The following is a 17,965-nucleotide window of genomic DNA, read 5'->3' on the forward strand; positions in this document are numbered from 1 at the left end:
ACTTAGAATTCGCAAAGCGACGTGAAATGGAGCGGGACTCTCATCGCGATCCGTCGACGTCGCCGCTAGCATCTGCTCTCCTCCAAGTCGACCACCTGCATTAGAATCGCCAACTGACTCTCCGTCAAGAGTCCGTCCGACAATATACAAAGCGACTGAAGGACTCCCGTTGCGACGAGCCCGTTAACGATTCCACCGCCTGCGCGCGTCTGACCGAAGAATTGGGCGCCCTTCCAGAGGTTGCCGGAAACCAGACCGGAGACATAGGCCATTGGAAGCAGCCGAGAACACCTCAAGCTGGGCGAGGCCTGCTTTCATCGGGACCAGTGAACCCGGCCGTTCCGCACCCAGAAGTGCGAGCGGCAGCCGGTCTGTAGCCACACTGACGGGGTCAAACTGGGCCTCCGCCGCCGATCCACCTTGAGCGACCAGCGTGGCTTCGCCTCCGGAAAGACCAGCAATTCGATGGTACGGCCGCAACCGCAAGGGCATTTCATCCCCATGCACCAGTCCTCACTACCATCGCGAGCCAAAACAAGATCACGGCTCGGCATGCGCTCCGGAAGGCTGTCACCATGTACGATGACCAGGCGTCGAGCCGGCCCAAATCTTTCGCGGACATACTCGAACCCACGACGCCATTCGGCAACAAGGGCAGCCACCCGCCGGCGCAAGCGTTGCATCATCCCTTCCTCCTCGACGCAAGGGCGGGCAAGCCAAGCAATGGTTCGGCATTGCCTCTTGCTAGGTCCGGCGACGGCGATGACTGGAACTCGTCCTCTGCGGTAAAGTCCTCGTCGCCGGCCGCGAGGCTGAATAGCGTCCTGGCATAACGGCGATTGGGCTCGTGCCGGAAGTGATAGAGGCGGGCAATTAACTCGCCGACAGCCGCAGATGCTGCCCGCATATTCAGGGTGATCACGGACGGGGCCTGCTCCACCATGCCTTTGATGTAGCCTTCTTGGAGAAGATCCTGATGCGCTGCCGGTGCGTTGAACCGCAGATATTCCGCTCTTAGCGTTTCTGGGCTGTAAACCCCCCTGTCTTCAAGGCTGGACCCACCGGGATAGACATAGTCGATCCGACCGACCACATCGGCGATGAAGGCACGATTGTTTTGTCGGCGGACCGGGATGACAACGCCCATATCGATAGCTGGCATTAGAAAGGCGATCGTCATCAGATCGGCTACATATCGCGCCTCAAGCGTGTCGACGCAGCAGAAAAGGAAGTCGCAGCCCGCAGCGGCAATGATCGCATCGCGGTTCATGATGGAGGACGCGACCGGGATGAGCACGCCTGCACCACGGTGAAGAGCGACGGCTCGAGCCATCACCTCGACTTTGGGCAATCTAATTTCGGCATCGGCTCGGGTCGTGTTGAGAATCCGGTTGAGATTCCTCAGTTCCACGATATCGAACTCAACGGCGACAATACGGCCGAAACCTAGCCGGGCTAGCTGCTCGATGACGATAGAGCCTGTCCCCGAGGCCCCAATGACGGCAGCCGCCAGTCGACTGTTCCACGTGGTCATCTCGCTCGTAAACGCCATTGGTCGGCGCTTGTCTCCATCGCTCCACCAAAGAGCGATATCCGCGCCTGGAACCATCACCAGGTCAACAACACTGGCTTCGAGCGCATGGTTGTAGATCCGCGCCTTAATCGCCCCATCGGGCGTCATTATCGCTGATCCATGCCGATCCCCGTACGCTGCGAGCAACGCCCGTATGGTCACACGGTCGCTCTCATCGTCGACCAACGAAAAGTCGAAGTAGCCACCAGGATGGGAATGGATCAATACAACGCAGAGATTCTCGGCCTCGCCGTGGTCAATCGCCTCTTCGATACTGCTTCCGGGCCACGAGATGCGATCGGGCTCGCGAACCTGACAGGCAGCGTGAGGGACGGGGATCCACTTCTTCGCCAACAGCTTAAGGCGTTCGCCAGGTGCGGAGGAGCAAAGTAGGATCCCCGCCGCTTCGTTGCCGTCGCCCGGAAAGAGGTGGGTCTGCAGCGCCGCGTTGATACCAGCGGAGACGACGAGCGAAGTGGTGTTCACTGGTTGACCTCCTTCGCGATAGCCCCCTCGACAAGTGCCAGATGGGTGATCACATTGTCGGTCCTGGGATTCCATGGCGACTGGGGCCCACGATGCCGGGACCAGCGCTGGAAACCACGGCCGAGAATGGTCTCGATCGTCTGGGTGGCCGGGATGACCCCGCCCACAGACGTGCGCAGCGGCGGATAGACGTAAAACATGTCGATCTGAGCCCCTGGATATGAGGATGGAATCTCAAGAGCAAGCACGATCGTGGGCATCGCGTAGCCTGTGGGAAGCGGGTAGTCCTCGATGAGCAGCCAGCGCCGGCCGCCGTCAGCGATTGTCTCCCACTTCCTGCCCATGGCATCGAGATGGAGTTCGTCCGTCTCAAGAATGGCGAAGGTACGGCGAGGCTGGGCAGCCTCGCCGTTGTTGACATCCTTGGGAGTCAAGCGGATCTTTTCGATGCCGGGAGTCCGAAGATCGATCACCTGATTGATTCCGACGGGTTGCTTAGGCTGGCCATGCACTTTCAGGTAGATGTGCCAAGGCTGACTGATATCGAAGCCCGCGCGCTGCATTGCGTCCGACACAACGATCGTCGGCGTGTCGGACTCGACCGTGACGTCCTGGACCTTGAGCTTCCAGGACTCCTTGCGGGTGTGGAAGCGCTCGACGCCGGCCTTGCCGAGATCGATGAGATCATTGTCACCGATGAGACGATCCGGCTCACCTTCGCGATCCAACAAAAGCTGAACGTTAGGCGAGATAGCGGCGAGCTTGCGAATGGTCGCTCCGGAAATGACACGTGTCGGCCAATCGTACTGCTCACCATCGACGATCAGACGGTAGGCACGGTCGCTAGACGTCACGAGGAAGCGGTTACCGTTGAGCTTAAGATCGGCTGGCTGCGAGGCGAGGATCTCGACCAACTCGCCATTGGTGAGAAACTGGAGAACATAGGGATCTTCGGCTGGGACCAGGCCAGCGGCGGCCGCGATCTGGCCGCCCGTGGGAGTATGGTCCGCGATCGGGACCTGACGGAAGGTCAAATCGATACCCGCAAGTTCGAGGATCACAGTGCTGTCGGCTGGGCTCGCGCCCGTGGTTTCGGAGGTGGTCATGGTCGGGGCCTTTCAGGCGTTAGTGGAACCTGATCCAATGTGCGCGTGAGTCGACTCCGCTCGGACATGTCTTCTCGATGTCCGAGCCCGGGCTTCTCTTGCGCACTGCATGTTAGTGGGAGGGGGAAAGGGAAGAGGATATGCTGCCGACTGCAGCCGTATCGGAGACGCTCAGCGTCGACGAATTCGTGTCAGCGCTTCGCGCGCTGACAAACGAAGACTGGATCCGCGTGGGCGAGGTTGCCCGACGGTATGCCAGGTATTGCTCAACGTCAGGCGATGACCTCCAGAGCGAAGCGATTGGCAGGACCTTGGATGGCAAGAGAAATTGCCCCTACGACGTGGACCCCGTCGCATTCCTTATTCTGACGATGAAGAGCATAGCGGGTGAGCTCCGCAAAGCCGGCTTTCGGACGATCGGAATGGATGACGTCAAACTCAAAACGAAAGATGGAAATAGTGTTGCCTTCGACCCTGCCGACGAGCGGCTCGATCCCGAGTCAACTTTGGCTGAGAACCAAGCTGCGGCTCGGCTTAGAACTGCCATTCTCGGACTCTTCAACGATGATGAAGTTGCGCGTGACTTGGCAGATCTTATGATGGTCGAACTCGACGGCGAAGAACTGCGGGCGCTACTTGACCTCGAACCGAAAGCGTTCGCAAGCAAGCGCCGACTGGTCCGGCGTCGGATCGACAAGGCATTCCCAGATGGATGGAAGCCATGAACAAGGATAAGATGGACCCGCTTGGTTTTCTCATCGAGAACCTCGTGCAGGATTTCCTCGATATGACTGACGCCGAGATCGCGATAGAGATTCGTGAACGCGGCGAAGACCCTGTTGCGGTGGCAGCAAAGGCGCGAGCAGTGTTCGAGAGAGCGGTGACGGCGAAGCGAAAAGCTAGCCTCCTTCAAGCGCGCAACGCGGTTGACACAGATGCTGCGCATCCGCCAACAGTCATCGCCATTGACGGCGCTACCGCTCGGGCTCGGCTGCAACGTTTGCTGCGGCGTTTCCCAGAGGCAGCTACTAAACTCACTCTTGCAGCCCGAAATGGAGTCGGGCTGTCTGATTCCGATGTTCTGGGACTACTGACGAACTTTCATGATCTCGGCATAGATGACGAGAACGACACGTGATGTCTTTGTCACCTGCTGAGCGCCTGCTGGTTAGCTTGGGCGTGGAAGCTCCCAACGAAATCGATCTCGAAGCAATTGCTTGGACGTTGGGTGTCAAGGTTCGATACGAGCCGCTTGAACTCTGCGATGCTCGGATCGTAGGGGCCGACACAAAGGCTATAGTGACGATCAATAGCACAAGCTCCCGTGGTCGGCAGCGCTTCTCGCTAGGGCACGAACTCGGACATTGGCACTTCGATCAGGGCAAGACCTTAATCTGCCAGGCCCAAGACATAGACAACCACTCGGCTCATGTTCTCAACCCAGAGCGTATTGCTGATGGCTATTCCGCCGATCTTCTAATGCCGCGCTATCTATTTGATGCAGCGCTTAGGACGATCCGCAAGCTCAACTTTTCCGCAATCCGAGGTCTTGCGGAAAAGTTCGACGTGAGCCTCACAGCAGCGGCGATCAGGGTCGTCGAGAGTCGCAGTACTCCGGCACTTCTGGTCTGTCATGGCATCAACGGCCGACAGTGGTTTCGCCGTTCGCCACTGGTCTCCGACAAATGGTTCCCTCAACGATCCTTGGACCGGGACAGCCCGGCATTCGACGTTCTTTTCGGGAGCAGAAGTGACACCCTGCTTCCGCAAAAGATCAACGCGGACGCCTGGTTTGACCGTCACGATGCGAGTTGGTTCGAACTTCAGGAACAGACCGTGCGGATCGGAATAAATCAGACGCTGACGTTGCTAATCATCGAGGATGAAAGAATGCTCGAGCAGTAGCGCATTCGCCTGGCGTTGCTACCGGAAATCTCGTGTCCTCACCTTGATCTGGTCGATGTGACCATAGGGGTCTACGATATTGCGCGGCTGTGGCCCCTTCAGCAACCCACGCGGATCCGGTGTCGGGCTGCCATGATGAAATTCGTCGCCACGCCCATGTGGCAGCGGGAACGCAACGTCACGATCACCGACACTTGCGAGATCTGTGGATAGGTCGCTCAATCGATGGGCCACGAGATGCACCACCTCGCCCTCGCGCTGGATGCGGCCGTAGACGCCGATCATGCCGGCCGAGAGAACGACACGTCGATATTGCTCGAAGACTTTTACCCAGACCACGAGGTTGGCGATGCCGGTTTCATCTTCCAGCGTGATGAACATGACGCCTTTGGCTGAGCCGGGACGCTGCCGAACGAGGACGAGGCCGGCCGCCTCAAGCCATCGACCGTCACGCGCCTGCATAGCCTCTTGGCAGGTGACGATGCGCTTGCGGCGCAGATCCGCGCGCAGGAAGGTGACGGGATGGTCCCGCAGAGTCAGGCCGACATGGCCATAGTCTTCGACGACCTCGCCGCCGGCCGTCATGGGCCGCAATGTCACGATCGGCTCCTGGATCTCCGGCACCGTTTCCTGCTCACGCGCGGAGGCTGCAGCAAACAGCGGCAGTGGTTCGTCGCGCAGCGCCTTGATGGCCCAGAGCGCCTCGCGCCTGGCCAGCGAGAGAGAGGGTTGAAACGCATCGGCCTCGGCGAGTTCGACGAGCGATGAAGCTGGAACACCGGCCCGGCGCCAGAGATCATCGACCGAAACGAAAGGTTGATCAGCCCGTGCGGTGACGATGGTTGCAGCATCGACATTGGCGAGCCCACGCACCATGCGCAGACCGAGCCGAACGGCGAAGCAATCGTCCAGTTCGGTCGGCTCGAGCGTGCAGTCCCATCGTGAGGCGTTGACGCAGACAGGACGGACCTCAACGCTGTGATCGCGCGCATCACGGACGATCTGTGCCGGCGCATAGAAGCCCATTGGCTGGGCATTGAGGAGCGCGGCACAGAAGACATCGGGATGGTGGCATTTCATCCAGGAAGAAGCGTAGGCGATCAAAGCGAAACTTGCGGCATGACTTTCCGGGAAACCGTAGCTGCCAAAACCCTCAAGCTGTTTGAAGGTCTTCTCTGCGAACTCCCGCTCGTACCCGTTCTTGACCATGCCGGCGATCAGCTTGACGCCAAATTTCGAGACGCCGCCGGTATGCTTGAACGTCGCCATGGCGCGGCGGAGCTGGTCGGCTTCGCCCGGTGTAAAGCCGGCGCATTCAATCGCCACCCGCATCGCCTGTTCCTGAAACAGCGGCACGCCGAGCGTCTTGCCAAGAACCTTTTCGAGCTCAGGCTTGGGATAGACGACTTTTTCCTTGCCTTCACGTCGGCGCAGATATGGATGCACCATGTCGCCCTGGATCGGACCTGGCCGAACAATGGCCACCTCGATCACCAGGTCATAGAAGGTCCGCGGCTTGATGCGTGGCAGCATCGACATCTGCGCACGGCTTTCGATCTGGAACGTGCCGAGCGTGTCGGCCTTGCGGATCATTGCATAAGTTCGCGGGTCCTCGGCCGGGATCGAGGCGAGATCGAGATTGATCCCCTTGTATTCGGCCAGCAGATCGAAACCCCGCTTCATGCAGGAAAGCATGCCGAGCGCAAGTACATCGACCTTCATGAATTTCAGGATGTCGATGTCGTCCTTGTCCCATTCGATGACCTGGCGGTCCTTCATTGCGGCCGGTTCGATCGGCACCAGATTGTCCAGCCGGTCGCGGGTCAGCACGAAGCCACCGGGATGTTGCGAGAGATGGCGCGGCGCCCCGATCAGCTCGCGGGCCAGTTCGAGCACCAGCCGCAGGCGGCGATCGCCGAGGTTGAGGTTCAACTCCTCGGCATGTTTCGGTTCGACCCCCTCTGTCGACCAGCCCCAGACCTGACCGGACAGCATTTTGATCAGATCTTCGGTAAGGCCAAGCGCCTTGCCGACATCGCGCAAAGCGCCTTTCGACCGATAGCGGATCACAGTCGAGCAAAGTGCGGCGTGATCGCGGCCATAGGTTTCAAACACCCACTGCATGACGATCTCGCGTCGTTCGTGCTCGAAATCGACATCGATGTCGGGCGGCTCGCGGCGTTCCTCAGAAACAAAGCGCTCGAAAAGCAGATCGTTGCGCTCCGGATCTATGGAGGTGATACCGAGCACATAACAGACCGCACTGTTGGCAGCCGAACCACGACCCTGGCACAATATGTCCCGGCTGCGGGCGAAACGGACGATGGAGTTCACCGTCAGAAAGTACGGGGCGTACTCCAGCCGTTCGATCAGCTGAAGCTCGTGTTTCAGGATCGATGTAACCTTGTCAGGCACACCTTCGGGAAAGCGCTCGATCGCACCCTCCCATGTGAGCTTCTCCAAAGCCTGTTGCGGCGTCAGGTCGGGCAGCATCCGCTCTTCCGGATACTGGTAAGCGAGTTCATCGAGCGAAAAGCGACAGCGATCTGCGATGTCGACGGTGCGGGCAAGCGCTTCGGGATATCGGCCGAACAGGCGCCCCATTTCATCCGGCGGCTTGAGATAACGATCGGCGTGCCGTTCGCGTCTGAAGCCAGCATCATCGATGGTGACGTTGTGGCGGATGCAAGTAACAACATCCTGCAGGATTCGGCGTGCCGGAATATGAAACAAAACGTCGTTGGTCACGACGGTCGGCACACGCATTTGCGCGGCTAGGTTCGCCAATTCGTGCAGCCGGAGTTGATCGTTCGGTCGCCGGCGCAACGTCAGCGCCATGTAGGCTCGGTCCTCGAACGCGTCGTGCAGCCGGCGCAAGTGTTGCGTACAGGTTTCATCGAGTTCGTCCGGGACCAAGATGGCAATCAGCCCCTCGCGATAGGCGACGAGATCGGACCAGTCCAAGACGCACTTGGCCTTGCCACCGCGGCCTTTCCCGAGAGACAGCAGCCGGCAGAGTCTGGAATAACCGGGCCGATCGGTCGGATAGACGAGGACGGACATGCCATCCCTGAGGTCAAGACGACAGCCAACAATCAGCCTGACGCCCGTGGTCTTCGCCGCCTCGTGGGCGCGCACGATGCCGGCAAGGCTGTTGCGGTCGACGATGGCGAGCGCCTCGATACCGAGCGCAGCCGCCTGTGCAAACAGCTCTTCGCACGAACTTGCCCCGCGCAAAAACGAGAAGTGCGAGGTCACCTGCAACTCGACGTAGCGCGGGGCCGTCATCCGAAGATTCCGTGCAGAAACCAGCGATGCGAGCCAGTCGTGAGATCCTCGCCATCACCGGCACGATAGATCCAGTAGCGCTCGCCGGCTTCGTCCTCGACCTGGAAATAATCCCTCACGGCGATCAGTTCAGCGTCACGCCGCCACCATTCGCCGAAGATGCGTTCAGGACCATCAGCTCGTTTGACGCGCCGGCGTATGCCGCGCCAGATGAAGGTGACAGGTGGATGATCCGGCAACAGCGCCACGGTCTCGATCGGCTCCGGAACTGGCAGCAGACGAGCCGGACGCGGCCAGTGTCTAGGCCATCCTTCTCCACTCTCTGGCGCGGTCGGCGCTACCCGTCGTACGGATCGCTCAGGCACGTCGCTCGCCATCGGCGCCATGCGATAGAGACGCTCCTCGCCGACGCGGTTGGAAAGCGTGTCGATGAGATCGGAGACATCAGCCTCGGGGGTTTCGATGAGCGATGAGATCGTCTGCCTGGCTACCAGCGGTTCGGCGATGGTGGCGGCGAGCCGCATCAACTCGATGCCGAAGCCTGGATCGATGGTTTCAATCTTGTCGGTGAGCAGGCGGGTTAACCGCTTCGTGTCCCGCAGCGGCAATGCTGTGCCGATGCGGATTGTCTCGATGCGATTGTCGACCCGGTGGAGCAAAAGATCGAGGCGGCGGGCGCCGAGGCTTCGGGTTTCAAGAACGTCGCAAAGTTCGCCGACGAGTTTTCCGGTGTAGCGGGCGATCGTCTCGGCAGCACCGATCGGCTCGCCGAACATACGGCGCACTTCGGTGATGTCCGGCGGGCGGATGGGATCGATCGGTTCGCTGAGCCGGCCCATCGCCTGGTCGAGACGACGACCCAGTTCGGGTCCGAATCTCAAAGCGAGCGGTGCGCGCGGCTTGGCGACGAGGTCTAAGATGCGGTCCAGGCCCAGCTTGCGGAGGCTATCTACCATGTCGGCCGGCAGCCGGAGCGCTGCGATCGGCAGCCTCATGATCGCGTTGGCGTTTCCGGCAGGGGGAACGACAATCACCGGCCCGGCGACAAAACGTGCCAATGCATGGGCGGCGCCCCAACTGTCGGCGATTGCCGCACGCGCGGCAAAGCCGGCCGCAGCAAGGCGCTTTACCATATCGGTAAGCATTGCGCTTTCACCCCCATGCAAATGGTCGGCGCCGGTCGTATCGACGACCAGACCATCGGGCGGATCCGGGGCAACGATCGGCGCATAGCGCCGGAGCGCCCATAGCGCGAGACGATCGAGTGCCTCGGCGTCGCCTTGTGGATCCGCGTCGTTGACGATGAGATCCTTCACCAGGGCCTGCGCCTTGGTCGCCGGCATGCCGATGCGCAGGCCCGCAGCAATTGCTGCGGTATCGGCGGCACGCACAACACGCCGCCTACCGTCTCGGCCAGTCAGGACGAGCGGGGTCTCAAGCGGAGGTGCGGCGTCGCCCAATTTCCTTCTGAGACGATCGGTAGACCACATTGGAAGGAAGAGCGAGACGACCCTCGTCATCGCAACCCTCCACTTCGAAATCGGCGCTTTCGGCCCCGCGGCACCTGATCAGTTCCAGCTGCCACCGGGCGCGTCCAATGCCCGGAACTGGCAGGGGAGTTGAGGGAAGTACCGACACGCGCCATCGGGTGACCGATGCCGTCGGCTGTCCGAAATCGACGGCTTCTGTCTGCCTTCGCCAGCGGCGGATGGCGATCCCGATCGATCCGGAGGTTTCTGCGGCAAGCTGGAGACGGCGCGAAGCCGTCATGGAGAGCCGGGCGACCTCGGCGACAACGGCACCCAGCCCTGGATGCCGAAGCCCCTCCTCGAAACACGCAAGGATCGATTTCTCGTCGCCGGCCTCGACATAGATCACCCGATCGGGCGGCAGCCCGGCTTGGGCGATTGCCGGCGCAAAAAGATCCGGCTTGGTCACACACCAGAGCACCTTCCCGCGTGTTCGAGCAGCGATTCCAGCCGCGAACAGCGCCGCGGCCGCGCCATCGATCGCTCCATTGCCGCCTCCGGCCACCTCATGCAGGCTTCCAACAGCCAGTCCTCCTCCAGGCAAAACCCGGTCGATCTCTCGGATTCCGAACGGCAAAACCGTGCGCCGGCGCGCGATTGAGCCTTCCAGACGCTGAATGCGCTCTCGGAGATCGGAAATGACAGCAGGTGGCGCCGGTGCACTCATCTGTCCCTTGAAACACTGAAAGCCTGTGATATGTTCTACATTTGTTCTCATGGCGACAAAGAGTCAATCAGGATGATGTGAGTGCCGTAGCGNAGCCTGTGATATGTTCTACATTTGTTCTCATGGCGACAAAGAGTCAATCAGGATGATGTGAGTGCCGTAGCGGAAAGGACCTGATGGGCTCGGAGCACCACGAAGCAAGGAGACGAAGATGACGATTACGATCCGAGTGGAAGGAGCACAGCCGGAAGACATAATCCGTGGTTTGCTGGCCGCGCAGGAGGTGTTCGACAAAGCCGGCGTAACGCCTGACGAAGCGGCGACGGCGCGTTTCGTTGTCGAAGGCTGGGATATCCGTGGTTTCGTCGGTAAGGTTCCGGAGGCAGAGCTTGCCATTTGCACCGTTTGGGACGAAGCCGACCAAGCGGCGGTCCAAGCGTGTTGTGCCGGCTGGGCCACCGACAAAGTGCCTAACTCGGCCGAACTCGAACTTGTTCAGGAGCCACAGCGGTTTAGGTTCACATCGGAGAAAGAGCGCAGTGAATGGCTTTTCCAAACTGCTAATGCCGGCATTCTCGAAGAGATGTGCGAGGAAGGCTACTTCGACGATGGCCGGCCCGAAGATAAGGTGGCCTTCCTGCTCGACGATTGGGACTTTGATCGGCTAACCGAAGAACAGCGGCGGCTCTATGACGAGCGCATTTATCCCTTGATGCGCGTGTGGTTTTTCGAGCGCGAACGCTTCGAGGGCGAATACGTTCGACACCGCGCCGAATGGCCGTGCGATAAACCTGACGACCGCCAGCTCAATCTTTTCGCGGCGTAGACGCCATCTAGTGATTCATTCGCTCTTTCGTTTCTCCAACCGATTCGCAGCCGATGTCAGTCGCCAATCTCTTGAATAACGTCGACACTGGCGCACGCGTGCGGGCATGTGGCGTTAGGGCGGCCGTGGAGAACGCAGAGCAATCCACCGGCCAGCGCAAGATCATTCATATCGACATGGATGCGTTCTACGCTTCAGTCGAGCAGCGCGATAACCCCGACTTGCGTGGCAAGCCTGTCGCCGTTGGTAGCGCGCGCGAGCGCGGCGTTGTGGCCGCTGCGAGCTATGAAGCCCGCAAATTCGGGGTGCGATCGGCCATGCCCTCGATCAGCGCGAAACGCAGATGCCCTGAACTGATCTTCGTGCCGCCGCGCTTCGACGCCTATCGGGCCGTCTCGCAGGAGATCCACGCGATCTTCGCCGAGCACACGCCTTTGATCGAGCCGCTGGCGCTCGACGAAGCCTATCTCGACGTCACCGATAATCTGCAGGGCATCCCCATCGCCACGACGATCGCCGAGATGATCCGCGCGAAGATCAAGGCTGAGACCAGTCTGACCGCTTCAGCCGGGATCAGCTACAACAAATTTCTCGCCAAGCTCGCCTCCGGCCAGAACAAGCCTGATGGGCTTTTCGTCATCACCCCGAGGATGGGGCCAGCCTTTGTCGAGGCTTTGCCCGTGCGGAAGTTTCACGGCGTCGGCCCCGCGACGGCCGAGAAAATGGCCCGGCTCGGCATCGAGACCGGGGCAGACCTGCGCGCACAGAGCCTGGCCTATCTGCAGGAGAAGTTCGGCAAGTCGGGCCCGTACTATTACTGGATTGCCCGCGGTATCGACGAACGCCCGGTCCGGGCAGACCGCGAACGCAAGTCGGTCGGCGCCGAGGACACTTTCGCCACCGATCTGTTCGACGTCGAAAGCGCTCGCGGCGAACTGCGGCCACTGATCGAAAAGGTCTGGCGCTATTGCGATGAACGCTCGATCCGGGGCCGCACCGTGACTCTCAAGGTGAAATTCGCCGACTTCCAGCAGATCACGCGCAGCCGCACGGTCGAAGGCGTCATAGAAGCCGAGGAGGACCTGGTGACCGTCAGCGGCGCGCTCCTCGATCAGGTATTCCCCGTCACCAAGGGGATACGCCTGCTCGGAGTGACAATCTCGAATTTGAGCGAAATGCGATCCGAGCCAGATCGGCAAATGTCGCTGACGATCTAGGACGGCAGCGTCTCTACTGGACTGCTTTGCGGATACGGTCAGTGAGCGTTTGTTCGACGTCGAAATAGCCCTTCCAAGCGTCGGGCCGCTGAGCCCGGGCTGCGGCCGCGAAAACATCGAAACCGTTGGCGCTTTCGAGCGTAGGCAACTCGTCCCAAGTGACGGGCACGGCGCACGACGCACCCGCGCGCGCTCGAGTCGACCAGGGACAGATTGCAGTAGAGCCCTGGCCGTTGCGCAAATAGTCGAGGAACATCCGGCCCTTGCGCTTCGCCTTGCTCATGTTGGCGACGAACCGCGACGGATCGGTGCGGGCCAATAGTTCGGCAAAGTCCTGGCAGAAGCTCTTGACCTCTTCCCAGTCTGCCGCAGGGACGAGCGGCACGACCACATGAACGCCCTTGCCGCCGGATAGCAACGGCCAGGACTGCAGCCCGAGGGCTTCCAAAATATCCCGGATATCGAGCGCTGCCTGCTTCACGTCACTGAAGCCCAGGCCCTCGTCGGGATCGATGTCGAAGATCATGCGGTGCGGCAGGGTCGGCTGCTGGCGCAAACTGCCCCAGACGTGGAACTCGAGCACGTTCATCTGGACGCCGCTGATCAGTCCCGCGAGGTTGTCGACCCACAAGATTCGACTTTCCTTGCCGGACATCTTCTCCAACTGGCCGTCATGGATGGCCTTGGGCATGCCTGGCAGCTTGTGCTTCTGAAAGAAGGTCTGCTGTAGGTCGCCATCGGTGTCCCGCACTAGAGAAAGAGGCCGATCCTGGATGTGGGGCAGCATCTTCTCGGCGACCGCCGCGTAATAAGCGGCGAGCGTGGCCTTTGTCACCTTGGTGCCGGGGTACATGATCTTGTCCGGATGCGTCAGCTTGACGCCGACAGCAGCGGCAATCTCCATGCCGATCCCCGGATCGAGATCGGCGGAGCCAGGTGCCGCGGGCGTCTTCGGCATTTCCATCACGACCTGGTCGGCTCGCTTGTCTTCGCGCATGCCCTCAAAACTTGGATGCCGCAGGCTGCCGTCCGGTGTCACCTCGGCATACGTAACCTCGGCAACAAGCTCGGGCTTCACCCACCGGGCACGGCGCGCGATGTCTCTCGGGACGGAGGCGAAGGGAGGTTTCTCCAGGGGCCGCTTCTCGAGCTGCTCGAGAATGTTCCTGCGCATCGCCTCGGTGAAGCCGGTGCCAACGCGGCCCCGGTAGATCAGCTTGCCATTCTCATAGGTGCCAAGGATCAGCGAGGCCATACCACGGCCGCTGTCGCTTGGGCGGTAGCCGCCGACTACGAATTCCTGTCGTTTCGTGCACTTGATCTTGAGCCAGTTGGCGGTGCGGTCGCCGACATACCGACTGTCTGCACGCTTGGCGATGATGCCCTCGTGGCCGCTGGCGCACATGGTATCGAAGACCTTCTTGCCATGGTCGGCGATATGGCTGGAGAACTGCAGACTGTCTTCGGGATCCCGCTCGCCCAGAAGGTCCGCAAGCCGTTCCTTACGCTCGAGGAGTGACTGGTTCGAAAGATCGTTGCCATTCAACTCGAGCAGGTCGAACGCATAGAACTTGAGCGGCATGCCTGCCGCAATGCCGGTCTTCAGCATGGAGAAGTTGGCGCGGCCTTGGCTGTCGATGGCGACAATCTCGCCGTCGATCAGCGCCGAGCCCTTGGTCAGCGCTTGAAGCGGCGCAAGGATGACCTTGAACTGGCGGGTCCAGTCGTGGCCATTGCGGGTGTAGACTCTGACCTCCGAACCGGAGATCGCGACTTGGGCGCGATAGCCGTCGAACTTCATCTCGAAGAGCCAATTGCTACCCGCCGGTATGTCGTCCGTCAGCGTACAGAGCTGAAAAGGACGAAACTCCGGCAGCGGATATGTAGGGATAGATTCTGAGTCTCTGCGCCGTGTGCGCCTTTTGCTGAGGGCAGCCTCTACGGCCGACATGCGGAACTCGGATACATGGTCGGAATCAATACCCTGTCTGGGATTCGGTTCCATACCTTTTGTGTGGAAGGATCGAACCGGACGAGTCCGGCCGCGTTGTTGGGGACTGGAACGGCAATTCTTGGAGGACGAAATGGCCAATACGGAACAACGCGTGGACGCAACCAGGACCGCCCAAAGGTCGCGTGAACGGCGTCAATGATCGGAGAGTTCTGGGCTTCGGATGGACCATCTTCTCGTGAGCCCCTCCCTTAAGCCCCGGCTCCGCGGGGTCGGGGTGGATCCCGAGTTACGAGGGTGGGACAAGCCGAGTACCATGCGCAGGCCTGGATCGGGTTCGAGTAGCCACCAACTGGGGGACGCGTGAAAGCGAAGGAACGAAAACGGCTGCACGCGGCTTGCCGGGCCATGGCAGCGGGCAATCCTGAATTGCAACGAAATCAAGGTGAGTCGCCGGAGGAAAGCGCTCGCTCGATCGAGACCGAGATGGCGGGGTTCCTCGGTGCGGTGCTCAAGGATCGCGAGAGCATGTACCGGTCTGCTGGCGAAGCGCTGCAGCCGCTCATGCTGCTGTTCGACGTCGCGCTACTGCAAGTCTGCGACATGTCGCATTTCAGCTTCCAACACGCTGGAGGTCGAGCAAGGATAATCTGGCCCGGTGTGCATCTCCCAAAGCGGCCGCGGCCGAATGACGTATTCTACGTTTTGACGTCTAATCTTGCCCAAGCCATGCAGGCGTTTCGGCTGCTGATCCTGCATGGGTTCGAAAGCCAGGCGCGGGCCGCTTTCCGCGGTGTGGTCGAGATCGCCGACCTAGTGATCATGGTTCTGGCTGACGAGGTCACCTACCGCGCTTACGTGAAATCGTTCGAAGATGGCAAAGCCAGCTACCAGCATTGGAAGAAGCATCTGTCGCCGGGGGTCATCCGGGCATCGCTCTCAAAGTTTGAGGCCGACGATCGCATTGCCATTCCGATTGACATGACGCCGGAGGAGCTACGCAAGGACAACTATGCGTGGTTATCGAGGTTCGTTCATGTCGATTACGCCGCTCATGTGGTGGCGGCGCATCCGTCGCATCCGGATGGCCAATGGCAACGGTTGGCGATGCTGGGCAACGTCGGGGAGATTTCTAAGGCTACCCTTGCGCATTCGTTGATCTATCTATGGATTAGCCTGCTCAGATTGGAGAAGCTGCTTTTCGCGAAGCACGGTTGGGATCGGCTGCGAGGGGATCGCAACCGCACATGGTTCCGCTATCGGGCGCGTGCGCTCGACGAGCTTTTCCTCGCATATTTGCCGACGTTCTGGGAAGAGGATCCGCCGCTGGGTCTTGATGGCTGATCATCCTCCTTCGGTACGATAGGGAATGCCTACGGGCTTCCGAGCACCTTCAAGGCGGCTGTCTTGGGGTCGCCGTAGAAGATCGGGTCGACCTGTTCCATGATATCAGCGCTCACATCTACGAAATTTCGCTTGTTCTCGATCGGAATGAGCGCGCGCTTTGCACCGTTGTCCTTCGCCATTTGAAGCGGCTCTGTCAGGGATCGTAGAGGTTTGATGTTTCCTTGGACGCTCATGTCTCCCAACACAAGTAATGCCGGGCTGACAGGCGCCTTCCTGAGTGCGGAATAGCATGCCACAAAGAAGGCGACGCCAACTTCAGCCTCGACTCGGTTGCCAAGCAGGTCAATTACCTCGACATGTATGTCTGAGGTATCCAACTCGCGCCCGATTCCGAACTCGGTTTTTTTCGCTTGGACATAGCTGAAAGCTCGTTGGACCGATTCCTTCATCGCTCCCGAAACGCCACCAGCCATCTTCAGCTTTCCAGCTCCGTTCGAAACTGAAACCTCCAAGCGGTAGAGGCCGACTGTTCCGTCGGACGTTACGCCTGCCGTGTATACTGTCCCCGGCGAAAGGGGATCCGCGGAGATTAGGTCGCGTCCCCCTTGTTCGGGTACACCTACGAACCTTTCCTCTCCAGTCTCTTGGAGAGTGTAGCTGAACGATGTCTGATAATATTCAAAGGAGCCCATCTTCTTGAGCTGCTCCTTCACGCGGCGGCGTCCTTCAAGAGCCAGTTCCAGGATTTCCGAGAGTTCTTCCTGGGTTACGTCGCCATGCGGGAATAGGATCTTCATCAGACCCGAAACTGTCTTCCGGACGGCTTTACGATCGCGGGCGTTGAGGTGAGCGCCCATCGAGAAGTATCTGTCGATGATCTCCGTGAAATTGTGTTTGCGCATCTCGCGCAGTGCTTCAGCGAGATAATCAACGACAAACCCATAGTGGTCTGTGAACAGTTCGTTCCGCATCTGCGGAATTTCCCAGCCCGGAAGATAAAAATGTAGTCGATCGATGAACGCCATATCGTCGCGAATGGTGTCGGGCATCGGCGCGAAAAGGTGGCCGGTCTGAACCATGACGTCGATAGGCTGATTGGTGTTGCCGAACATCGCAATACTGGCGTCCCCTGCGACGGCCTCCTGTCCCCGCTGAAACGTGCCGGACTCGCAGTAGGTTTTCATCGTCGTGATGACTTCTTTCGGCATCTTCTGGAGGTCAGCAACCTCGTCGAAACCCACAACGTCCCAGATCTGCACCATGCCCTTCTGTCGGCCCGACATGTGACCAAACAGATTGGCGACCGTGGTCCCACCCGTCAGAAGCGCGGTGTAAGGCGAAACTTCCTGGACGACATAGCTCTTGCCGGTGCCGCGGGGTCCGAGTTCCACGAGATTGTAGTTTCGCTCCGCCAAGGGGATCAGCCGCACTAAGAATAACAGCTTCAGCCGTCGAGACATCTCGCCAGGCTCATACCCCATGCTTCGGACGATGAGATCGATCCACTCGTCTGTCGTAAACTGCTTACGGACATTGCGGTACTCATCAAGGTCGAAGGTTGCGATCTGGATAGGGACCAGTTTATCGATCCAGAACGGATTCTTCCCTCTCGTCTCCTCGTCGGATTCAAACCGCATGTCGACTTGAGCCCAGACACCGCCCATTAGCAGGCGTTCATAGTCACGCACGTACTGACTGGGGATATGAAGAAACTTGTTGTTGAAATTAACACCCTCGCCCCAGTAGTCAGAATCCACCAAGCGAACCTTCACCTTGTCGATGAAGGAGTACTTTCCGTTCTCTTTGACCTTGCTTTGCGCCTTTGCAGACTCATCTGGTCGAATGTAATTGTTGGCCAACGTGTCGTTGACAACCTGCAATCCCATCTGAATCGCAATTTCATCTGACGAAGCGCAGTATTTTCCTAGCAGGAACTCAAGGACGAACACGGGAACGTTCGCTCCGACCTTGACCTTCCGGACGAGATCCTTGCGGACGACCTTTCCAGCGAAGAGTTGGTTCGCCTTGTTGTCGAGTGCGTCGCGGGTCGGCGGTGATCCGTTGCTCATG

General features: G+C 59.7%; 14 protein-coding genes. 6 read left to right on the top strand and 8 right to left on the bottom strand.

Annotated elements, in window-relative coordinates; translation table 11 throughout:
* Nucleotides 1-314: 314 nt before the first annotated feature.
* The 3 genes from X744_RS1000000176270 to X744_RS152690 are packed head-to-tail and all read right to left on the bottom strand — an operon-like array spanning nt 315 to nt 3,165.
* Nucleotides 315-686, bottom strand: a complete 372-nt coding sequence (locus X744_RS1000000176270; RefSeq protein ID WP_348626166.1) for a DUF6527 family protein — start codon at nt 684-686, stop codon at nt 315-317.
* Entirely contained in the window at nt 683-2,059 is a 1,377-nt protein-coding gene (locus X744_RS152695) for a ThiF family adenylyltransferase (RefSeq protein ID WP_023760202.1), read from the bottom strand. The genes X744_RS1000000176270 and X744_RS152695 overlap by 4 nt, the downstream gene beginning before the upstream one ends.
* Nucleotides 2,056-3,165 (bottom strand): multiubiquitin domain-containing protein, encoded by a 1,110-nt coding sequence (locus X744_RS152690; protein WP_023760203.1) that lies wholly within the window; start codon nt 3,163-3,165, stop codon nt 2,056-2,058. Before X744_RS152690 ends, X744_RS152695 begins: the two co-directional genes overlap by 4 nt.
* A 140-nt stretch (nt 3,166-3,305) precedes the next feature.
* Between X744_RS152690 and X744_RS152685 the strand changes: the two genes are divergently transcribed.
* The 3 genes from X744_RS152685 to X744_RS152675 are packed head-to-tail and all read left to right on the top strand — an operon-like array spanning nt 3,306 to nt 5,070.
* Nucleotides 3,306-3,890, top strand: a complete 585-nt coding sequence (locus tag X744_RS152685; protein ID WP_023760204.1) for a hypothetical protein — start codon at nt 3,306-3,308, stop codon at nt 3,888-3,890.
* A complete protein-coding gene (locus X744_RS152680; protein ID WP_031260516.1) occupies nt 3,887-4,303 on the top strand; it encodes a hypothetical protein in 417 nt (138 codons plus the stop codon). The genes X744_RS152685 and X744_RS152680 overlap by 4 nt, the downstream gene beginning before the upstream one ends.
* Nucleotides 4,303-5,070, top strand: coding sequence for an ImmA/IrrE family metallo-endopeptidase (locus X744_RS152675; RefSeq protein WP_023760206.1), 768 nt, complete (start codon nt 4,303-4,305; stop codon nt 5,068-5,070). Before X744_RS152680 ends, X744_RS152675 begins: the two co-directional genes overlap by 1 nt.
* A gap of 18 nt (nt 5,071-5,088) precedes the next feature.
* On the opposite strand, the gene X744_RS152670 is transcribed toward X744_RS152675, so the two are convergent.
* Genes X744_RS152670 through X744_RS152660 form a run of 3 tightly spaced genes read right to left on the bottom strand, consistent with a single transcriptional unit; the run spans nt 5,089 to nt 10,554 of the window.
* A complete protein-coding gene (locus tag X744_RS152670; RefSeq protein WP_023760207.1) occupies nt 5,089-8,358 on the bottom strand; it encodes an error-prone DNA polymerase in 3,270 nt (1,089 codons plus the stop codon).
* A complete protein-coding gene (locus tag X744_RS152665) occupies nt 8,355-9,878 on the bottom strand; it encodes a DUF6504 family protein (RefSeq protein ID WP_031260518.1) in 1,524 nt (507 codons plus the stop codon). Before X744_RS152665 ends, X744_RS152670 begins: the two co-directional genes overlap by 4 nt.
* Nucleotides 9,793-10,554: an ImuA family protein gene (locus X744_RS152660; protein ID WP_023760209.1), complete on the bottom strand. Its 762-nt coding sequence runs from the start codon at nt 10,552-10,554 to the stop codon at nt 9,793-9,795. Before X744_RS152660 ends, X744_RS152665 begins: the two co-directional genes overlap by 86 nt.
* 211 nt (nt 10,555-10,765) lie before the next feature.
* Here X744_RS152660 and X744_RS1000000171050 point away from each other — a divergent pair, with 211 nt between their 5' ends.
* Nucleotides 10,766-11,380, top strand: coding sequence for a hypothetical protein (locus tag X744_RS1000000171050; RefSeq protein WP_050589550.1), 615 nt, complete (start codon nt 10,766-10,768; stop codon nt 11,378-11,380).
* A 125-nt stretch (nt 11,381-11,505) separates the two neighbouring features.
* Entirely contained in the window at nt 11,506-12,597 is a 1,092-nt protein-coding gene (gene dinB / locus X744_RS152655; protein WP_031260522.1) for a DNA polymerase IV, read from the top strand.
* Nucleotides 12,598-12,610: 13 nt separating this feature from the next.
* On the opposite strand, the gene ligD is transcribed toward dinB, so the two are convergent.
* Complete coding sequence (gene ligD, locus X744_RS152650; RefSeq protein ID WP_245266692.1) at nt 12,611-14,689, bottom strand: DNA ligase D; 2,079 nt, start codon at nt 14,687-14,689, stop codon at nt 12,611-12,613.
* Nucleotides 14,690-14,911: 222 nt separating this feature from the next.
* Here ligD and X744_RS152645 point away from each other — a divergent pair, with 222 nt between their 5' ends.
* Complete coding sequence (locus tag X744_RS152645; RefSeq protein WP_031260525.1) at nt 14,912-15,892, top strand: hypothetical protein; 981 nt, start codon at nt 14,912-14,914, stop codon at nt 15,890-15,892.
* A gap of 29 nt (nt 15,893-15,921) precedes the next feature.
* Here X744_RS152645 and brxL read toward each other — a convergent pair whose 3' ends face one another.
* Nucleotides 15,922-17,964, bottom strand: coding sequence for a protease Lon-related BREX system protein BrxL (brxL, locus tag X744_RS152640; protein WP_023760214.1), 2,043 nt, complete (start codon nt 17,962-17,964; stop codon nt 15,922-15,924).
* Between the last annotated feature and the right edge of the window lies 1 nt (nt 17,965).

The organism is Mesorhizobium sp. LNHC252B00, assembly GCF_000502955.1.
Taxonomy (GTDB): Bacteria; Pseudomonadota; Alphaproteobacteria; order Rhizobiales; family Rhizobiaceae; genus Mesorhizobium.